General features: G+C 63.0%; 19 protein-coding genes and 1 other RNA gene. 6 read left to right on the forward strand and 14 right to left on the reverse strand.

The window, feature by feature from the left end:
- Positions 1 to 51: 51 nt before the first annotated feature.
- From cbiB to cobU, 8 genes are read right to left on the reverse strand one after another with little or no spacing between them, the layout of a single operon-like run.
- Positions 52 to 1,029, reverse strand: a complete 978-nt coding sequence (gene cbiB / locus AC07VY_RS09135; protein ID WP_495097167.1) for an adenosylcobinamide-phosphate synthase CbiB — start codon at positions 1,027 to 1,029, stop codon at positions 52 to 54.
- A gap of 4 nt (positions 1,030 to 1,033) precedes the next feature.
- A complete protein-coding gene (locus tag AC07VY_RS09140; RefSeq protein WP_495076552.1) occupies positions 1,034 to 1,414 on the reverse strand; it encodes a cupin domain-containing protein in 381 nt (126 codons plus the stop codon).
- A gap of 26 nt (positions 1,415 to 1,440) precedes the next feature.
- Positions 1,441 to 1,869 carry a GNAT family acetyltransferase gene (locus tag AC07VY_RS09145; RefSeq protein ID WP_495097168.1) on the reverse strand — a complete coding sequence of 143 codons (429 nt, stop codon included), beginning with the start codon at positions 1,867 to 1,869 and terminating at the stop codon, positions 1,441 to 1,443.
- A 5-nt stretch (positions 1,870 to 1,874) separates the two neighbouring features.
- Positions 1,875 to 2,546: a 5,6-dimethylbenzimidazole synthase gene (gene bluB / locus AC07VY_RS09150; protein ID WP_495097169.1), complete on the reverse strand. Its 672-nt coding sequence runs from the start codon at positions 2,544 to 2,546 to the stop codon at positions 1,875 to 1,877.
- A 5-nt stretch (positions 2,547 to 2,551) separates the two neighbouring features.
- Positions 2,552 to 3,331 carry an ABC transporter ATP-binding protein gene (locus tag AC07VY_RS09155; protein ID WP_495097170.1) on the reverse strand — a complete coding sequence of 260 codons (780 nt, stop codon included), beginning with the start codon at positions 3,329 to 3,331 and terminating at the stop codon, positions 2,552 to 2,554.
- On the reverse strand, positions 3,328 to 4,323 hold the full coding sequence (locus AC07VY_RS09160; protein ID WP_495097171.1) for a FecCD family ABC transporter permease: 996 nt from the start codon (positions 4,321 to 4,323) through the stop codon (positions 3,328 to 3,330). Before AC07VY_RS09160 ends, AC07VY_RS09155 begins: the two co-directional genes overlap by 4 nt.
- The gene (locus AC07VY_RS09165) at positions 4,320 to 5,177 is read right to left on the reverse strand and encodes an ABC transporter substrate-binding protein (RefSeq protein ID WP_495097172.1); all 858 of its coding nucleotides are present in this window, start codon (positions 5,175 to 5,177) and stop codon (positions 4,320 to 4,322) included. Before AC07VY_RS09165 ends, AC07VY_RS09160 begins: the two co-directional genes overlap by 4 nt.
- Positions 5,174 to 5,755 carry a bifunctional adenosylcobinamide kinase/adenosylcobinamide-phosphate guanylyltransferase gene (cobU, locus tag AC07VY_RS09170; RefSeq protein WP_495097173.1) on the reverse strand — a complete coding sequence of 194 codons (582 nt, stop codon included), beginning with the start codon at positions 5,753 to 5,755 and terminating at the stop codon, positions 5,174 to 5,176. The genes AC07VY_RS09165 and cobU overlap by 4 nt, the downstream gene beginning before the upstream one ends.
- Before the next feature lie 171 nt (positions 5,756 to 5,926).
- On the opposite strand from cobU, the gene AC07VY_RS09175 reads away from it, so the two are divergent.
- From AC07VY_RS09175 to ssrS, 3 genes are all read left to right on the forward strand, one after another.
- Positions 5,927 to 6,172, forward strand: coding sequence for a DUF904 domain-containing protein (locus AC07VY_RS09175; protein WP_495076559.1), 246 nt, complete (start codon positions 5,927 to 5,929; stop codon positions 6,170 to 6,172).
- Positions 6,169 to 6,489 carry a cell division protein ZapA gene (locus AC07VY_RS09180; RefSeq protein ID WP_490593883.1) on the forward strand — a complete coding sequence of 107 codons (321 nt, stop codon included), beginning with the start codon at positions 6,169 to 6,171 and terminating at the stop codon, positions 6,487 to 6,489. The genes AC07VY_RS09175 and AC07VY_RS09180 overlap by 4 nt, the downstream gene beginning before the upstream one ends.
- Before the next feature lie 47 nt (positions 6,490 to 6,536).
- Positions 6,537 to 6,716: non-coding RNA, 6S RNA (ssrS, locus tag AC07VY_RS09185), on the forward strand.
- A gap of 19 nt (positions 6,717 to 6,735) precedes the next feature.
- Here the strand turns inward: ssrS and AC07VY_RS09190 are convergent.
- The 4 genes from AC07VY_RS09190 to AC07VY_RS09205 all read right to left on the reverse strand — a co-directional run bounded on the left by AC07VY_RS09190 (position 6,736) and on the right by AC07VY_RS09205 (position 12,560).
- Positions 6,736 to 9,159: a sensor domain-containing protein gene (locus AC07VY_RS09190; protein WP_495097174.1), complete on the reverse strand. Its 2,424-nt coding sequence runs from the start codon at positions 9,157 to 9,159 to the stop codon at positions 6,736 to 6,738.
- Positions 9,156 to 10,469: a cyclic di-GMP phosphodiesterase gene (locus AC07VY_RS09195; protein ID WP_495097175.1), complete on the reverse strand. Its 1,314-nt coding sequence runs from the start codon at positions 10,467 to 10,469 to the stop codon at positions 9,156 to 9,158. The genes AC07VY_RS09190 and AC07VY_RS09195 overlap by 4 nt, the downstream gene beginning before the upstream one ends.
- 248 nt (positions 10,470 to 10,717) lie before the next feature.
- Positions 10,718 to 11,530, reverse strand: coding sequence for a prolipoprotein diacylglyceryl transferase (gene lgt, locus AC07VY_RS09200; RefSeq protein WP_495097176.1), 813 nt, complete (start codon positions 11,528 to 11,530; stop codon positions 10,718 to 10,720).
- A 127-nt stretch (positions 11,531 to 11,657) separates the two neighbouring features.
- Positions 11,658 to 12,560 carry a LysR substrate-binding domain-containing protein gene (locus AC07VY_RS09205; protein ID WP_495097177.1) on the reverse strand — a complete coding sequence of 301 codons (903 nt, stop codon included), beginning with the start codon at positions 12,558 to 12,560 and terminating at the stop codon, positions 11,658 to 11,660.
- A gap of 106 nt (positions 12,561 to 12,666) precedes the next feature.
- Here AC07VY_RS09205 and ilvD point away from each other — a divergent pair, with 106 nt between their 5' ends.
- Entirely contained in the window at positions 12,667 to 14,361 is a 1,695-nt protein-coding gene (gene ilvD / locus AC07VY_RS09210; RefSeq protein WP_495076564.1) for a dihydroxy-acid dehydratase, read from the forward strand.
- A gap of 67 nt (positions 14,362 to 14,428) precedes the next feature.
- Here ilvD and AC07VY_RS09215 read toward each other — a convergent pair whose 3' ends face one another.
- Positions 14,429 to 14,671, reverse strand: coding sequence for a TIGR04438 family Trp-rich protein (locus tag AC07VY_RS09215; protein ID WP_495097178.1), 243 nt, complete (start codon positions 14,669 to 14,671; stop codon positions 14,429 to 14,431).
- Between the two features lie 85 nt (positions 14,672 to 14,756).
- On the opposite strand from AC07VY_RS09215, the gene AC07VY_RS09220 reads away from it, so the two are divergent.
- Positions 14,757 to 15,077, forward strand: coding sequence for a c-type cytochrome (locus AC07VY_RS09220; RefSeq protein ID WP_495097179.1), 321 nt, complete (start codon positions 14,757 to 14,759; stop codon positions 15,075 to 15,077).
- Between the two features lie 115 nt (positions 15,078 to 15,192).
- Here AC07VY_RS09220 and acs read toward each other — a convergent pair whose 3' ends face one another.
- The gene (acs, locus tag AC07VY_RS09225; RefSeq protein WP_495097180.1) at positions 15,193 to 17,190 is read right to left on the reverse strand and encodes an acetate--CoA ligase; all 1,998 of its coding nucleotides are present in this window, start codon (positions 17,188 to 17,190) and stop codon (positions 15,193 to 15,195) included.
- 150 nt (positions 17,191 to 17,340) lie between these two features.
- Between acs and AC07VY_RS09230 the strand changes: the two genes are divergently transcribed.
- Positions 17,341 to 17,943: a TIGR00645 family protein gene (locus AC07VY_RS09230; RefSeq protein WP_495097181.1), complete on the forward strand. Its 603-nt coding sequence runs from the start codon at positions 17,341 to 17,343 to the stop codon at positions 17,941 to 17,943.
- Positions 17,944 to 17,948: the final 5 nt, after the last annotated feature.

Here is a 17,948-nt window from a genome sequence, read left to right on the forward strand (position 1 = left end):
GTCGTTGGCGGCGCTCTATCGAAAGCACTGATGCCGCCGACTATAAATATCTCAGGGAACCCATTTCGCTACAAAAAACAGAGCAAGAAGCGCAAGCAAAACCAGCGCCAGCAGTGCATTACGCGCATGGATACCGGCCCGGTACATATCCACCGCGCCCGGTGCTCTGCCGGTAGGATGCAAGATGTAAACACCCGGCTTGCCCAGCCGCACATCCAGCGCCAAAGCCATGGCGGCCATGGGCCAGCCGCTATTCGGAGAGGGAGTGTAGGCAGCTTGTGTGACCAGCGCGCGCCAACCGCGGCCGCCAGAGACCAGTAGCAACAGCACGGCGGTGATGCGCGCGGGCAACCAGCTCAGCACGTCGTCGGCCCAGGCCGCCCATTTGCCGGCCCATTCCCACACCTGGCCGTTGCGCACGCCACGGTAACCCCACATGGCGTCGGCGGTATTGGCGAAGCGGTACAGCGCCGCGCCGGGCAGGCCCAGCAGCAGGAACCAGAAGATAGGGGCGACGACCGAGTCGTTCAGGTTCTCGGCCAGCGACTCGATGGCGCTTTCACGCACCTCGCTTTCGCTGAGCTGCGTCACGTCGCGGCTGACCAGCCAGGACAGCCGTTCCCTGCCTGCGTCCAGGGACTGGGCCAAGGCGTCTTCCACCGCCTGCACCTCGCTGTACAGCATGGCCCAGGCCAGCAGCGGCTTGAGCAGCAGGCCCAGCAGCAGCACGGCCAGGGCCGTGGCCCACAGGCTGTGAAAGTGCTGCGGCAGCCACAACAGGCCTTTTTGCGCCGCCACAGCTGCTATGCAAACCATAGCAGCCCCCGTACACCAAACGAGAGCTCCCAGCCAAAAGGACTTGTAATCGGGGTCGGGTGCCGGCACCGGACCGTCCAACGGCGCCACGCGGCGCCCAGCCCAACCCAGGGCATTGCCTATCCACACCACCGGGTGGCACCAGCTAGGCGGCTCGCCCAGGCGCCAGTCCACCACCAGGGCTATCAGCAGTACAAGAGCAATCAGCAGCATGCTTTCAAGCACGGGCCAGCGGCCGCAATTGGTCGGCGAGCGAACGCGTCTTGTCGGTGGCCACATCGCCGGTGTGCAGGGTCGATTTGCGCTCGATCAGCATGATGTGGCATTCCTCCTCCGCTACCGGGTTGTGCCGCGTGCCTTTGGGCACGACATACATCTCGCCCTGGCACAGATCGACCACGCCGGTTTCCAGCTCGATGCGCAGATGGCCTTTGAGCACCATGAACAGCTCATCCTCATGTTCATGGCTGTGCCAGGCCAAGGAGCCCAGCACCTTGGCAACCTTGATGTACGAGTCGTCCAACTCGGCGATCACGCGGGGCGACCAATGTTCGGTCAGCGATGCGGCGATGTCGGCGGGGGAACTGATGGGTGTCATGGAAATCCTTGGTTTGTTCAGCGCGCTCACTGCGCCGGGCCGTCGGGAATCAGGCGCTTGCCCAGGCTCACGGCCTCGTCCTGCGCGTAGCCCAGGCGGCGGTAAAAGGCCAGCACGGCGCTGTTGCTGGTGCGCACCTGCATGTTCAGCTTGGGGCAGCCCAGCACCAGCAGCTGTTGCTCGATGTGCTGCATCAATTGGGCCGCATAGCCGCGGCGCTGGTGGCTAGGCGCCACGGCCAGGTAGTTGACCCAGCCACGGTGGCCGTCGTAGCCGGCCATGGCCGATGCGATCAGTTGACCGTCCAGCTCGCCCACCAGAAACAGCTCGGGCTGCACCTGCAACTTGCGGGCAATGTCTTTGTAGGGGTCGTTCCAGGGGCGGGTCAGGCCGCAGGCCTGCCACAGGGCGACCACGGTGGCTGCGTCGGAGGTTTGGTAGCTACGGATCTGCATAAAGGCTATTTTCCCTCTGCGAACAAGGTGGATGCCTGGCCCCACTGGTCGTCGAACACCAGGTCGGCCAGGGCTTCGCGGCGGGCCCAGTTTTCTTCCTCCAGCATGGGCCGATCGTAGAACTGGGCCACCGGCCCCAGGCACAGCAGGCCCACCGGCTCGGCACCTGCGGGCAGGCCCAGCACCTCGGCCACGGTGAGCGGGTCGAAGATCGACACCCAGCCCATGCCCAGGCCCTCGGCGCGCGCCGCCAGCCACAGGTTCTGGATGGCGCAGGAGGTGGAGGCTAGGTCCATCTGCGGCAGGGTACGGCGGCCGAAGATGTGCTTTTCGCGCCCATCGGGCAGCACCACGGCCAGCAGCTCGGCGGCGTCCAGCAGGCCCTGCACCTTCAGGCGCATGAAGTCGTCCTCGCGCTCGCCCATGGCCTGGGCGGTGCGGACGCGCTCCACCTCCACCACGGCGTGCAGCTGCTGGCGCAGCGCCGGCGCCGAGACGCGGATGAAGCGCCAGGGCTGCATGAAGCCCACGCTGGGGCCGTGGTGTGCGGCCAGCAAGAGGCGACGCAGCAGCTCGGGCGCAACCTCGCCGCCGTTGAAATGGCGCATGTCGCGCCGCTCGTAGATGGCGCGGTAGACGGCTTGGCGCTCGGGCGCGCTGAAGGCGTGGTCGTTCATTCTGTTTACTCTAATTTTGGTAGCGCAACCCACTGGTTGGCTATGCGCTGTACGGTGATTCGTTGGTCAAACACCTGCTCCAACGCGCGCTGTGTGGCCGCATCGCCACAAGCGCCCTGGTGCAGCACCCGGCCCTGGGCCAGCACCAGCATGTCGTCGGCCTGCAAGGCCATGGACACCTCGTGCAGCACGCTGACCACGGTGTGGCCGCGCGCCAGCAGCGCACGCACCAGCAGCAACCAATCGGTCTGGTGGGGAGGGTCCAGGTTGGCCAGGGGCTCGTCCATCAATAGCACGGGGGCCTGCACCGCCAAGGCCCGCGCCAGCAGCACACGCTGGCGCTCGCCGCCGGACAGCTGGCCCAGGTTGCGGGCGCGCCAGTCCCAGGCCTGGGTGGCGCGCAGGGCTTGCTCTACGGCGGCACGGTCGGCGGCGCTGGGTGCGGCCAGCCAGAGCTGGTGCGGCAGGCGGCCCAGCATGGCCACGTCCCACACCGTCAAATCATCTGCGCTGCCCTCACCACTTTCGCCCTGCCCTAGCCAGGCCAACTGCTGTGCGCGCTGACGGCCCGACAAGGCGGCCAAAGGCTGGCCCAGCAGCTCAACGCTGCCGGTGCAGGGCAAGAGGCCGGCCAGCACCTTCAGCAAGGTGGATTTGCCCGCGCCATTGGGGCCGACGATGCTGGTCCAGCGGCCTGCGCCCAACGCCAGGTCGATACCGTGCAGCACAGGCACATTTCCCAGGCTGGCGCAGATTCCACTTGCGCAGATAGCTATTTTTTTCATAGCACACCCACCGTGCGCTTGTGCATGCGCCAGAGCAGATAGCAGCCGCCCAGTGCGGCCGTCAACACGCCCACCGGTAGTTCTTGCGGAGCAGTCAGCCAGCGCGCCAGGATGTCGGCCGCCATCAGCAATACGCCGCCTGTCAGGCTGGACAAAACCATCCAGCGGCCGTGCGTGGTCGGCACCAGCGAGCGCGCCAGGTGCGGAGCCACCAGGCCGACGAAGGCGATCATGCCGCTCTGCGCCACGGCCGTGCCAGTGGCCAGCGCCAGCACCGCAATCAGCGCGGCCCGCATCTGCGACAGCGGCAGGCCCAGGCTGCGCGCGGTGGCCTCACCCAGGCTCAGGCCGTCCAATACCGGCGCCAACATCCAGGCCACCAGCAGGCACAGCGCCCACACGCCGGCCATCAGCACACACGCGCTCCAGCCTATGAAGCCGGTGGTGCCCAGGTTGAAGCCCACGCTGGCGCTCAAAATCTCGGGCACGGCCTGCAGCACCAGGTCTTTGGCGGCGCCCAGCACCACGCCAACGATGACGCCGGCCAGCAGCAGGCGCAGCGTGTGCTGCACACCACGCGCCAGCACCAGGGTCAGCAGCACGCCGCCCACCGCGCCGGCGAACGCCGCACCGGTCAACCCCAGGCGCACCAACCAGGCGGTGGCGGCGGGTGACACGCCCAGCAGCGCCAGGGCCACGGCAATCGCCAGCGAAGCGCCGGACGCGCTGCCCAGCAGATACGGGTCGGCCAGTGGGTTGCGGAACAGGCCCTGCGCCACCGCACCAGCCAGTGCAAACAAGGCCCCTGCCAGCCAGGCACCCAGGGTGCGCGGCAAGCGGATGTCCCACAGAATCTGCAGCGCCACCGGGTCATGGCGCGCGGCCAGCAGGCTGTCCAGCCCGGTGCTGCCAATGCTGGCGCCGACCAGCAACAAGACAACGGACAACAGCAGCAACACCGCAGCTGTGGGCCAGGCTTTGCGTGGGTTCACGGAGCTTTGTCCTGCAGGCAGGCGGCCATGGTTCGCGCCGCCTCGGCCATGCGCGGGCCGGGGCGCACCAGGGTGTCCGACTGCTCGGGCGTGAAAACGCAAACACGCTTTTCACGGATGGCGCGTATGCCAGCCCAGCCGGGGCGCTGCGCCATGTTCAGCGCATTGCGGTCGCCGACCATGATGAGGTCGGGGTTGGCGCGCACCACAAATTCGGGGTTTAGCTTGGGGAATGGGCCCAGCGCGGCGGGCACCACGTTTTGCGCGCCCAGGCGGGCCAGGGTTTCACCGATGAAGGACGCGGTGCCGGCGGCATAGGGCGCGGCATTCACCTCGAAATACACCCGCGTGTTTTTAACCCGGGCCGGCAGCGACTGCGCAGCAGCGGCCACGCCGGCATCGATGTTCCGCCAGATGCGGGCGGCATCGGGCACGTCCAGCAGCAAGCCCAGCTTGTCCAGCACGCGGCGCACATCGGCCGATGTTTTAGGCTCCAGCGCCACTACCTTCAGGCCCAGAGCCTCCAGCCGCGCACTGGCGCGCGAGGCGGTGGCCACCACCACCACGTCAGGCCGCAGGGCGACAATGGCCTCGATATTCGGGTCCAACCCGCCACCCACCTGCGGCAGGCCGCGCACGCTAGCCGGGTAGTTGGAATAGCGGTCCACACCCACCAGGCGCTGGCACTGGTCCAGTGCGCAAATGCTCTCGGTCAAGGACGGCAGCAGGCTGACGATGCGCTGCGGCGCCTGGCTGAACTGCACCAGCGTGCCTCGGTCGTCGGTAAGCTGCAGCGCCTGGGCTGGCAGAGCTAGGCATAGCAGCAGCCACAGAAACAGATCGGGCAGCTTCAAGCAGCACCCTTCAGGCTCAGGGGCAAACCAGCGGCCATCAAGGTGACCCGCTGGCAGCGCTGCGCCACCTGCTGGTTCAGACTGCCCAACGCATCCACGAAGGCGCGCACCTCGCGCCCCAGCGGAATCACGCCCAGGCCGATCTCGTTGCCCACCAGCACCAGCGGGCCGGGTGCCTGCGTGATTGCTTCCAAAAATATAGCTACTGGCGCTGGTACTTCCTGCGCTGCAGGCCTTATTTCTTCAAAGTCTGGCGGCATCAGCAAGTTCGTCAACCAGAGCGTTAGACAGTCCACCACCACCAGGGTGTCGGCTCGGCTGTGCTGGGCTATGGCCTCGCCCAGGCGCAGCGGCTCCTCCACCGTGGCCATGCCGGGCACGCGCTCGGCCCGGTCGCTTTGGTGGCGGGCAATGCGCACACGCATTTCGTCGTCCCAGGGCTGGGCGGTGGCGATGAAGACAGCGCGGTGTGCGGGCGATGCGGCCAGCCAGTCGGCGGCCATTTGTTCGGCCCGGCGCGACTTGCCACTTTTCTGGCCGCCGAGTATGAGTTCACTGCGAAAGGTGTGGACGGGCATGGTCCTGGATAAGCACTTGCGTGGATAGGGATGGTGGAGAAATCGATGCGGGGCGTCCGCTCAGGCAGGCCCGCTGTTGCAAGCCGCTGAGCTACGGCGTGTAAACCATGCTATGCGTAGCGAGTCCATGATTTTACGACGCCACGGCGCACCACTACAATCACAGAGCTTATGGCCTCCCCCACCCAAATTGAACACATTGCTGAACGCACCGAGCGCCTGCTGCTGCGTTACCGCGAGCTGCAACGCACCAACCAATTGCTGACCGAACAGGTCAACAGCCTGGCCCAGGAACGCGACTCGCTGAAGTCCCGCCTGGGCGCAGCGCGTGCCCGCATCGACGCCCTGCTGGAACGCCTGCCAGAAATCAGCAGCCCGCCAGCCGTGCGCGCAGCCCCCCGCAAGGACCAGCCATGAAGCAAGTGGAAGTACAGATCCTGGGCCAAAGTTACCGCCTGGGTTGCCCCGAGGACGGTGAAGCCCGTTTGCTGGATGCGGTGAAGATGGTGGACACAGCCATGTGCGCCATCCGCGATGGCGGCAAGATCAAGGCCCGCGACCGCATTGCCGTGCTGGCCGCGCTGAACCTGGCGTTCGACCTGTCCGACCGCAACAACCCGGCCGCCGCACCGCTCAGCCCCCGCGCCGAAGCCGCAGAGGACGGCGACCCCGCGCTGGCAGCCCTCATCACCAAGCTCGACCTGGCCCTGGGCGACGACGGGCAATTGCTCTAGAACTTTACTTCCGGTGCGTTGGCACTGCGCTGAATCGCCTAGAATCGGGTTGTCTGCGATGTATGCCGGGCTTTATATTTCCTTGAACCAATGCTCTATGAGCCCGGGCCTGGAATATCCCCTGGGGAGCGTGATCATCTCGCGTTAGATGAACCCAACTTCAGGGTGACCTAGCCCACCTGAACCCCGGTTCAGGATGCCGGTCCGGTGACATTCGCAGACACCCTCTACCCTGCGTCGCCCCTTTCAGCGGGCCTCGGCAAACCTTCCGACAGCATCGTCGATCACGCTGTCGAGATCGCCACTCGGCACCGCCGCCGAATACAAAAACCCCTGGTACTGCTCGCAACGCAAGCCCTGCAGCACCTGGCGCTGGGCTATGGTTTCCACACCCTCCGCGATGATGGTGAGCTTAAGCGCACGGCCCATCTGGATGATGGCGCTGACGATAGCCAGATCGCTTTCGTCCGACGGCAGCCCGCGGATGAACGAACGGTCGATCTTGAGTTTGTGGATGGGAAACTTCTTCAGATACGCCAGGCTGGAATAGCCGGTGCCGAAATCGTCAATCGACAACACCACGCCCAGCGCAGCTAGCGCCTGCAGACGCGCAAAAGCCTCTTCCGCGTCCTGCACCAAAATGGACTCGGTAAGCTCCAGGTCCAGCAGCCGAGGGTCCAGCCCAAATTGGTGCAAAACACCGGCCACCCGCTCCACAAAATCGGCCTGCTGGAACTGCAAAGCCGAGACATTCACCGATACAGTGCGCGCCGTTCCCGCGCGCTGCCAGACCGCCGCCTGGCGCACAGCCTCGGTCAACACCCAGGAGCCAATCGTGGTGATGTAGCCCGACTCTTCGGCCAGCGGGATGAAGTGAGCCGGCGACACCTGGCCCAGCTCGGGGTCGAACCAGCGTATCAGCGCCTCCACCCCCAGCACCTCGCCATCGCCCAGGTTGACCTGAGGCTGGTAGTACAGCTGCAGATGGCCCGCATCCAGCGCCAGGCGCAGGCGGTGCTCCATCTTCATGCGCGACAGCAGGGCCACATTCATCTGCGGTTGGTAGAAGCGGAAATGGCCACGCCCACGCTCCTTGGCACGGTTCATGGCGGTGTCTGCCGCCTTGATCATGTCGTCCAGGTTTTGCCCATCGGAGGGGTACATGGCCACGCCGATGCTGCAACCCACCGAAAAGTCCATATCGTCCATATGGAAGGGTTCGGTCATGCTTTCCAGCACCCGCTCGGCCACCATCTTTGCGCCTTCCGAATCGGCCTGGTGCAGGTACATCACGAACTCGTCCCCGCCCAGGCGGCACAGCGTATCGACCTGGCGCAGGCAGGCCGCCATGCGGCGTCCGACCTCGACCAGCACCCGGTCGCCAAACAAATGGCCCAAGGAGTCGTTGATGTTCTTGAAGCGATCCAGGTCCAGAATGAGGATGGCGAATTCGCCTCCATCGCGCTCCGCCAGGCGCAGCGCAAAGTCCACCCGCTGAGACAGCATCAGACGGTTTGGCAAGCCGGTCAGCACATCCGTATAGGCCAGCTGCTCGATGCGCTGGTGGTTGGCCTTCTTTTCAGTCAAGTCCTTGAAGAAACCTATGCTCTGCACGATCTGCCCCTGGGCGTCACGCACGGCAATCCAGGACAGGTGAACGGTACAGACGCTGTCATCACCCCGGGTATGCAGAGCCTCGCCATCCCAGTGGCCGTCACGCTGCCAGCCGCCCTGGATGCGCGAGAACAAGGCAGTGCCGCTGGTATCCCGAAAAAGGTCTGGAATGTAGCGACCCAGCAGTTGCGATTCCAGGCAGCGGCTCAAGCGCATGCACACCGGATTGATGGCCACCACATGGTGCTGCGCATCGGCGATGAAAATCGCGTCCAGGCTGGCCTCGAAGACCTTGCCCGCCAGCTGCAGCTTGGCCTCGGACTCGACGCGATCGGTGATATCGCGAAACGAATACACCCGCCCGATGGCTCGGCCCTGGCTCATTTGCGGCCGGGTCACGCGCTCCAGCACGCGGCCGTTGCGCAGCAAGACGATGTCTGTTCCCTGGTAGAGCGGTGTCGCAACAATGTGCTCCATGCGCCGGCGGTATACCGCGGCGTTGTGCACGGACTCTGACATATGCGCGTACAAGGCCTGGCTATTGCGCCCCTGTAAAAGCGCGTGTGGTGCAGCCCACAACTCCGAAAAGCGCTGGTTGCACACTGTGACCACGCCATTCAGGTTGCAGGCCAATATGCCGTCCACCGTGGACTCCAGCGTGGCTTGCATCTCGGCCAGCACCAGTTCCAGCTGGCCCTCAACCTGGCGCAGCGGCCCCAGATCACGCAGTCCCACCACGTAGACAGAGCTGCCATCCGGCAACAGCACCGGGTTGACAGAGCGCTCCACCGATCGGCTGTTGCCATTACCGCAGCGCAACGTGGTTTCGGAGCGTATACGCTGTGAACCACCCTGCTCTACTTCGCTCCAGAAAAAAACATCTTCCAGCGCCGCCAGGAACACCGTGACCTGCTGGCCTACCACCTGTTGCCGCAACATGCCCAGCAAATCCAGCGCGGCGACGTTGACTTCCATCACGGCGTAATTTGCACCCGACACAATCCACACGGCTTCTGGCAAGCCCTCGATCAGCGTCCCCAACACGGAAGCCGTCATGTGTCGCTACCTGGCCTCTCGTAATGGGGCATCTGCTCGAAGTAGTACGCTACCCGCTGACGCGGAGACAGATAGTCCTGCACCGCGCGCGGCAGCTGCGACGGCTTCAGGCTGCGGCGAATGCCCATCTCGGGCGCATGTTCCAGATTGACGATCAGCGCTTCGTCGCGCGGCACACTGGCATCAAAAACAATCACACTGGGTTTGAGCGGCCGGCTGGAATTGACGGACACCACCATGGCATAGCCGTCGTTCACCAGCTGCACCACCGAACCCGGTGGATACACACCCATCATGCGCACGAAAGCGCCCAGGGTGACAGCGTCGAAACGCGACTTCATCTGCGCAAAAATCAGGGACAAGGCCTCGTGCGGGGTCAGCGCATTCACCAGCCGGGGCGGGTTGCACAGATTGTCATAGCGGTTGACCAGGGCCAGTATCTTGCCCATGTCCGACATGTTTGCGCCCACCAGGCCCGATGGAAAACCGCTGCCGTCGGCCAGTTCGTGGTGTTGCGACATGGCGCGCAAAACATCCTCCGATGCCCCCATGCGCCGCGCCAATACCAGGCTCAGGTCCACATGCTCCTGGTAGGCCTGCAGTTCGGACGCTGAAAACCCCGGATCTGCGGAGCGCAGGCGATCAGGCATCTGGATCTTGCCAAGATCGTGCAGCAGCCCGGCCAGGCCCAGGTCGGCCAGCGCTGCAGACGGCAGGCCGAGTGCTTTGCCCAGCAGCATGGAAATCACCATCACATTTACGGGGTGCACGGCACTGCGTTCACCCATGGCCTCGGACAACAGGCGGATGGCAGACTCGCCCTCGGCCAGCAAGTCCTGCACACAGCGCCCCACCAGCGCCCGGCTTTCGTCATGCAGCTGTACAGGCCGCTGGGCGACCTGTTCGGTCAAACGTCGGTATTGTTGCGTGGCCTCGCCAAACCGCCGTTCGCACAAGGCCAGGCTGCGCCGCTGCGCCTCCAGACGCTCACGACGCAGATCACGTACACGGTCCTGCCCACTTGAGTGCAGCGGGGCTACCGGCTCATGTTCCGGCTTAAAAAGCCCCGACGGATCGGACACAGGCTCATGCTGAGGCCCATCAGGCACCTCGGAAACCTCGTCGCTCTGGTCGGGGAAATAACGAACGCGGCTCAGACCCAAGGAAAGAATCGTCTTGATCTGGTCGTCCGAAGTAATCTTGAAACTACCCTTGGGAAAGGGGTGGTCCATCCAGCCTAGCTCCAGCTGGATAAACATGCCGTGGCGCAGCTGCGCGACATCAATCCATTTGGCGACGCGTTCTCCCATGGTCTTATGTGGCTACAGCTAAAAGTGGCATCGTTTAATTATGCAGCCTAGGGGTGACATTTTGTTACCAGGCGTGAAATAGTTCCTTGAAACCGACATCCCCTCGGCCCCCCCTGTTATCGGTTGCGGATTTGCGCAAATTCATAGAGCAGAACCCTAGGAACAGCACCACAGCGTCCAAAAAACTCTAACGAATGCTACCAATTAAATAGCAAAAAATGTAACGGAAATAAGCGGTAAAGGCCGTCCTAATCCGTCTTACGCCGGCGCCCCAGCCACCACCATGCGGCGGCACCGCCCAAGATCATCGGCACGCACAGCCATTGGCCCATGCTCATACCCAGAGAGAGCAAGCCCAGGAAAGCATCTGGCTCGCGGAAAAACTCTGCAATAAAACGGAACACCCCGTAGCCAAACAGGAAGGCGGCCGCCACCTGGCCCTGCGCACGCTCCTTGCGCGCATACAACCACAGCAGAATGAACAGCAGCAGGCCCTCCATCAGGAACTGGTAGACCTGCGAGGGATGGCGTGGCAGCGGGCCGCCGTCGCGGAACACCATGCCCCAGGGCAGATCGGGTGAACTCAGCCGCCCCCAGAGTTCACCATTGATGAAATTACCCACCCGGCCCGCGGCCAGGCCGGTGGGAACGCAAGGCGCCACAAAGTCAGCCACCTGCCAAAACGGCCGTTTGCGCGAATGGGCAAACCAGACCATGGACGCAATCACGCCCAGCAGGCCACCGTGGAAGGACATGCCGCCCTGCCAGACGTACAAAATCTCCAGCGGGTGGCTCAAGTAAAAGTCGGGCTTGTAAAACAGGCAGTAGCCAATGCGCCCGCCCAGCACCACACCCATCACGCCCAGAAACAAAATGTCCTCCACGTCCTTGCTGGCCCAGGCACCAGGACCCTGGATATGGACAAAGGGCGGATGCCGCAAGCGGCGCGTACCCAAAAACATGAACAAGGCAAACGCGGCCAGATAGGTCAGTCCATACCAATGGACAGCCAGAGGCCCGAGTTGCAGGGCGATGGGGTTGATTTGGGGGTGGATCAGCATGGCGGCTATTTTGCATGCAGCCATGTTGCCGGCCGGTAAAGCCAGGAGCCCGGTTTGAAATTACATGAAAAATATGCCTCTGGCGCAGATAACAACTGCGCAAGCAGCTATCAAAGATATAGCAGCCCTAAACAGCACCCTGCCCCACAAACTCCACAAACCGCTCAAGCGACGGGCCGGCCCCCTGCTCCGCCCAGACCAGACTGGTTTCGCAGCCCGGCACACCAACCGCATCAGCCAGCGCCCGGTACACCACCCCCGGCCGCTGGAACTGGGTCACGCTCTGCGGCACCCAGGCCAGGCCCAGGCCGGCAGACACCAGGTTCACAATGGTCTGCATCTGTATCGCCTCCTGGGCCACCTCGGGCAGGCGCCCTGCTGCGTGGTACACGCCAAAGATCGCGTCATATAAAGACGGCACGATACGGCGCGGGAAGATCACCAGGGCTTGGTCCAGCACGTCGGCCAGAGCCAAGCTGGGTTGCGCGGCCAGGGCATGCTGCTCGGGCAGAGCCAGCACCAGCGCCTCGCGGCTGACCACCTGGCGTGCCAGGCCAGGCGGCACAAAGCCGGGCGCGTGCAGCATAAAGCCCGCATCCAGCTCGCCACGCGCAAACGCCTCCAGCTGCACATCGCCCGTGGCCTCGACCAGCTCCATCTGCACCTTGGGGTACAGCGCCCGGAAGCCGCGCACCCATTGCGGCAGCAAGGCAAAGCCTACCGTGGACACAAAAGCCAGTCGCAAGCGCCCCAGCTCGCCCGCCGCCGCCGCCCGCGCGTGCTCAGGCAAAGCCTGGGCACGGGCCAGCAGATCCAGCACCTCGGGCAGCAAGGCCCGGCCCGTCGCGGTGAGCTGCACGCTGCGCTTGGTGCGGTCGAATAGGCGTGCGCCAAGCCGTTTCTCCAGCTGCGCAATGGCCTGGGTCAGCGGTGGCTGGGTCATGAACAGGCGCTGCGCTGCGCGGCCGAAATGCAACTCCTCGGCCAGCACGGCGAACTGGTTCCACAAGCGAAGTTCAATGGCATTCATATGTACAGCATATTAATAGGCATCTAAAAATAGATTGGACCCTGGTTTTCACCCGTAGCATACTCAGCGCTGCAAAAAACACCTCCCCACGCTGAAAAGAGACACCATGGAAACCAAACCCATCATCCTCAACCCCCGCTCCAAGAACATCACCGAAGGCAAGTCGCGCGCGCCCAACCGCTCCATGTACTACGCCATGGGCTACGAAGAAGGTGACTTCAAGAAGCCTATGGTCGGCGTCGCCAACGGCCACAGCACCATCACACCGTGCAACTCCGGTCTGCAAAAGCTGGCCGATGCGGCCATCGCGGGTATTGAAGAAGCCGGCGGTAACGCACAAGTCTTCGGCACCCCGACCATTTCCGACGGCATGGCCATGGGTACGGAAGGCATGAAGTACTCGCTGGTCAGCCGCGAAGTTATCAGCGACTGCATCGAAACCTGCGTGGGTGGCCAGTGGATGGACGGCGTGGTGGTGGTCGGTGGTTGCGACAAGAACATGCCCGGCGGTCTGATGGGCATGCTGCGCGCCAATGTGCCCGCCATCTATGTGTACGGCGGCACCATCCTGCCAGGCCGCTACAAGGGCCAGGACCTGAACATCGTCAGCGTATTCGAAGCCGTGGGCCAGAACGCCGCCGGCAATATGAGCGACGAAGACCTGCTGGAAATCGAAAAACGCGCCATCCCCGGCACCGGCTCCTGCGGTGGCATGTACACGGCGAACACCATGTCCAGCGCCTTCGAAGCCCTGGGCATCTCGCTGCCCTACTCGTCCACCATGGCCAACCCGCACGACGAGAAGATGAATTCGGCCAAGGAGTCGGCCAAGGTGCTGATCGAGGCCATTAAGAAGGATCTGAAGCCACGCGACATCGTGACCAAGAAGGCCATCGAGAACGCCGTGGCCGTGATCATGGCCACCGGCGGCTCGACCAATGCGGTGCTGCACTTCCTGGCCATCGCGCATGCGGCCGGCGTCGAATGGAGCATTGACGACTTCGAGCGCATGCGCAAGAAAGTGCCCGTCATCTGCGACCTGAAGCCCAGCGGCAAGTACCTGGCGGTAGACCTGCACCAGGCCGGTGGCATTCCACAAGTGATGAAGACGCTGCTGGCCGCCGGCCTGCTGCACGGCGACTGCATCACCATCAGCGGCCAGACCATTGCCGAAGTGCTGAAGGATGTGCCTGATGTGCCACGCGCCGACCAGGACGTGATCCGCCCGATCGACAAGCCCATGTACGCAGAAGGCCACTTGGCCATCCTGAAGGGTAATCTGTCGCCCGAAGGTGCCGTGGCCAAGATCACCGGCCTGAAGAACCCGGTCATCACCGGCCCGGCGCGCGTGTTCGACGACGAGCAGTCCGCACTGGCGGCCATTCTGGCCGGCAAGATCGTGGCTGGCGACGTGATGGTGCTGCGTTACCTGGGCCCCAAGGGCGGCCCGGGCATGCCCGAGATGCTGGCCCCCACGGGTGCACTGATTGGTGCCGGCCTGGGTGAAAGCGTGGGCCTAATCACCGACGGCCGTTTCTCCGGCGGCACCTGGGGCATGGTGGTCGGCCATGTGGCACCGGAAGCGGCTGCAGGCGGCACCATTGCCTTTGTGCAAGAGGGTGACTCCATCACCATCGATGCGCACAAGCTGATCCTGGAGCTGAACGTGCCCGAGGCCGAGATCGCCAAGCGCCGCGAAGGCTGGACCCCGCCTGCGCCGCGCTACACCCGTGGCGTGCAGGCCAAGTTCGCCTTCAATGCATCCAGCGCCAGCAAGGGTGCGGTGTTGGACGCGTACTAAAAACCGGCCCCCATGAAAAAAGCCCAAGGCCGCACGGCCTTGGGCTTTTTTACTTGCGCGGACAGATTCAGCGAGGCCGCTTGGGCGGCAGGCCCAGGGCGTCACGGTGCTTGTCGATACGCGCCTGCTTGCGCTTGTCTTCTCGTTCCATGACCTTGCGCTTGGTACGGCCACTGGCATCGGACCATGCCCACCACAGAGCGGCCAGGGCAAACGGCGACAGTACGACCCACCAGTCCCAGCCGGCCACCGGAGCCCACTCCATATACTTCATGGTCAGGGTCACTACCCCGATGAATAAGAACAACATTTTCGCCTCCTGGTACGGGCATATGCCGCAATCGACCTTGCCTACAATTTCCAACAAGCACTTTACTCCAACGCTACCCCCGAAGATGCAACGCACTCTCCTAAGTTTGATGCTGGCCTGCAGCGTAGCCAGCCCGGCCCTGGCAGACCTGGCGCTGGCCACCTCACAGAACTGCCTGGGCTGCCACTCCGTCAACAGAAAAAAGGTAGGGCCGGCGTTCAAAGACATAGCCGCCAAATACCAGACCGACAAGACCGCCGCCGACCGCCTGGCCAGCACCATCCGCAAAGGCAGCGTGTGCCCATCTGGCAGTTGCAACTGGGGCCCACTACCCATGCCGGCGAATGAGCGCGTCAGCGAGGCCGATGCCAAAAAACTGGCAGCCTGGGTGCTGACGCTGAAATAAGGTCAAGGCCCAGCCATAAAAAAGCCCGCGGCATGTGCGCGGGCTTTCAAGCATTTTAGCCCTCTAGCGCAGATACTACCTGCGCCAGCAGCTATACAAAATATAGCAGCACCAATTAATAGGTTTGCCCCAGCTGCCCCAGGATCGCCGGGTTCTCCAGCGTCGACGTGTCTTGCGTGACCGCTTCGCCCTTGGCCAGGTTGCGCAGCAGACGGCGCATGATTTTGCCGCTGCGGGTCTTGGGCAGGTTGTCGCCGAAGCGGATGTCCTTGGGCTTGGCGATGGGGCCAATTTCCTTGCCCACCCAGGCGCGCAGCTCGTTGGCGATCTGCTTGGCTTCATCACCCGTCGGGCAGCCGCGCTTGAGCACCACGAAGGCACAGATGGCCTCCCCGGTCAGATCATCCGGGCGACCCACCACGGCGGCTTCGGCCACCAGGGAGGTATGCGACACCAGGGCCGACTCAATCTCCATCGTGCCCATGCGGTGGCCGGACACGTTCAGCACGTCGTCGATACGGCCGGTGATGCGGAAGTAGCCACGGTCGGCACTGCGCACGGCGCCATCGCCGGCCAGGTAGATCTTGCCGCCCATTTCCTCGGGAAAATAACTCTTCTTGTAACGCTCCGGGTCGTTCCAGATGGTGCGGATCATGCTGGGCCAGGGGCGTTTGACCACCAGCAGGCCACCAGTGCCGTTGGGAATGTCATTGCCCACCTCGTCCACGATGGCAGCCATGATGCCGGGCAAAGGCAAGGTGCAGCTACCGGGCACCAATGGTGTGGCGCCGGGCATGGGCGACATCATGTGGCCACCGGTTTCGGTCTGCCAGAAGGTATCCACAATCGGGCAACGCTCGTGGCCCACATTCTTGTAATACCACATCCAGGCCTCGGGGTTGATGGGCTCACCGACCGAGCCGAGGATACGCAGGCTGTCCAGGTTGGAGCGGTCCGGGTGCACGGCGGGATCGGATTCGGCTGCCTTGATCAGCGAGCGGATGGCCGTAGGCGCGGTGTAGAAGATGCTGCACTTGTGGCGCTCGATCATCTGCCAGAAGCGGCCCGCATTCGGGTAAGTGGGAATGCCTTCAAAAATGATCTGCGTGGCGCCCGCCGCCAGCGGGCCGTAGGCCACATAGGTGTGGCCGGTGATCCAGCCAATATCGGCGGTGCACCAGAACACGTCATCAGAACGCAGGTCGAAGGTCCAGTCCATGGTCAGCTTGGCCCACAGCAAGTAGCCGCCGGTACTGTGCTGTACCCCCTTGGGTTTGCCGGTGGAGCCCGAGGTGTAGAGGATGAACAGCGGGTGTTCAGCCCCCACCGTCACGGGCGGGCAATCGCTGCTCTGGCCAGCAATTGCCTGGGCAAAGGTCTTGTCGCGCCCGGCCACCATATTGCAGGCCGTAGGGGTACGCTCGTACACCAGGATAGATTTCACCGACTTGCAACCGCCCTGAGCCAGACCCTCATCCACGATGGCCTTGAGCGGCAGTTCCTTGCCGCCGCGCATCTGGTAGTTGGCGGTGATGACCGCCACGGCACCTGCGTCGATGATGCGTTCGTTCAAGGCCTTGGCCGAAAAGCCACCAAACACCACGCTGTGGGTCGCGCCAATGCGGGCGCAGGCTTGCATGGCGATCACGCCTTCCAGCGTCATGGGCATGTAGATCAGCACACGGTCGCCTTTTTGAACGCCTTCGGCCTTCAGCGCATTCGCGAACTGGCTGACACGCGCCAGCAGCTCCTTGTAGCTGGTGTGCGTCACCTTGCCGTCATCCGCCTCAAAAATCACCGCAGTTTTGTTTTCGGTGGGCGTACCCATGTGCTTGTCCAGGCAATTGGCCGACGCGTTCAATTCGCCATCGGCAAACCACTTGTAAAACGGCGCATTGGACTCGTCCAGCGTCTGAGTAAACGGCTTGCTCCATTGCAGGTTTTCACGCGCCAAGCGGCTCCAAAAACCTTCGAAATCCTGCTCGGCCTCGGCGCACAAAGCGTTGTAGCCGGCCATACCTGAAATACGGGCCGACTGCACCATTGCGTCGCTAGGGGGGAATACACGGTTCTCGATCAACACGGATTCGATCGCAGAGCTGGAACTGGTCATGGATTTGTCTCCTCAGGGTGTAGTTGGTATGTACTGGGCGGTAATGTGAATCTTGGCTCTTACACGCCGCTGACATGCAAAGTAGGCAATGATCGACAGTATCCCCAATCCTACAATCCAGCCGTAAAGTTACCAATATTCTGCGCACATATGTCCGAACCCACTTCCTCAAAAAACGCTCCGCTCGGCCCCTTACCCAGCTTTATTTTTGCCAGCCGCTGGCTACAGCTGCCGCTCTACCTCGGCCTGATTGCCGCACAAGCGGTATACGTGGTGCATTTTTTGATGGAGTTAATACATCTGATACAGGCCACTTTGGGCGACCAGGATGCGCTACAGATCCTCATTACCAGCGTGGGCTACAAAAACACGACCGTTCCGACTGCGTTGAATGAAACCATCATCATGCTGGTCGTTCTGGCGCTCATCGATGTCGTGATGATCTCCAACCTGCTGATCATGGTCATTGTGGGGGGCTATGAAACCTTTGTCAGCCGCATGAACCTGGACGGCCACCCTGACCAGCCAGAATGGCTTAGCCATGTGAACGCCTCGGTGCTGAAGGTCAAGCTGGCGACCGCCATCATCGGTATTTCATCGATACATTTGCTGCGCACTTTTATCAACGCGGCAAATTACGAGGTAAAAGTTCTGATGTGGCAGACCATCATCCACGCCGTATTTCTACTCAGCGCGCTGGCCATCGCCTACACCGACAAGCTGCTGACGGCCACCCACAACGCTCGACATTAAGTCCA

The organism is Rhodoferax sp. GW821-FHT02C08 (genome assembly GCF_059421805.1).

Excerpts from the sequence above, each read along its gene's own strand:
- AC07VY_RS09140 (WP_495076552.1), bottom strand. The coding sequence starts at position 1,414 with ATGACACCCATCAGTTCCCCCGCCGACATCGCCGCATCGCTGACCGAA.
- AC07VY_RS09155 (WP_495097170.1), bottom strand. The coding sequence starts at position 3,331 with ATGAAAAAAATAGCTATCTGCGCAAGTGGAATCTGCGCCAGCCTGGGA.
- AC07VY_RS09180 (WP_490593883.1), top strand. The coding sequence starts at position 6,169 with ATGAAGCAAGTGGAAGTACAGATCCTGGGCCAAAGTTACCGCCTGGGT.
- AC07VY_RS09220 (WP_495097179.1), top strand. The coding sequence starts at position 14,757 with ATGCAACGCACTCTCCTAAGTTTGATGCTGGCCTGCAGCGTAGCCAGC.
- ilvD (WP_495076564.1), top strand. The coding sequence starts at position 12,667 with ATGGAAACCAAACCCATCATCCTCAACCCCCGCTCCAAGAACATCACC.
- AC07VY_RS09145 (WP_495097168.1), bottom strand. The coding sequence starts at position 1,869 with ATGCAGATCCGTAGCTACCAAACCTCCGACGCAGCCACCGTGGTCGCC.
- acs (WP_495097180.1), bottom strand. The coding sequence starts at position 17,190 with ATGACCAGTTCCAGCTCTGCGATCGAATCCGTGTTGATCGAGAACCGT.
- AC07VY_RS09205 (WP_495097177.1), bottom strand. The coding sequence starts at position 12,560 with ATGAATGCCATTGAACTTCGCTTGTGGAACCAGTTCGCCGTGCTGGCC.
- cobU (WP_495097173.1), bottom strand. The coding sequence starts at position 5,755 with ATGCCCGTCCACACCTTTCGCAGTGAACTCATACTCGGCGGCCAGAAA.
- AC07VY_RS09195 (WP_495097175.1), bottom strand. The coding sequence starts at position 10,469 with ATGGGAGAACGCGTCGCCAAATGGATTGATGTCGCGCAGCTGCGCCAC.
- lgt (WP_495097176.1), bottom strand. The coding sequence starts at position 11,530 with ATGCTGATCCACCCCCAAATCAACCCCATCGCCCTGCAACTCGGGCCT.
- AC07VY_RS09190 (WP_495097174.1), bottom strand. The coding sequence starts at position 9,159 with ATGACGGCTTCCGTGTTGGGGACGCTGATCGAGGGCTTGCCAGAAGCC.
- cbiB (WP_495097167.1), bottom strand. The coding sequence starts at position 1,029 with ATGCTGCTGATTGCTCTTGTACTGCTGATAGCCCTGGTGGTGGACTGG.
- AC07VY_RS09230 (WP_495097181.1), top strand. The coding sequence starts at position 17,341 with ATGTCCGAACCCACTTCCTCAAAAAACGCTCCGCTCGGCCCCTTACCC.
- AC07VY_RS09175 (WP_495076559.1), top strand. The coding sequence starts at position 5,927 with ATGGCCTCCCCCACCCAAATTGAACACATTGCTGAACGCACCGAGCGC.
- AC07VY_RS09215 (WP_495097178.1), bottom strand. The coding sequence starts at position 14,671 with ATGTTGTTCTTATTCATCGGGGTAGTGACCCTGACCATGAAGTATATG.
- bluB (WP_495097169.1), bottom strand. The coding sequence starts at position 2,546 with ATGAACGACCACGCCTTCAGCGCGCCCGAGCGCCAAGCCGTCTACCGC.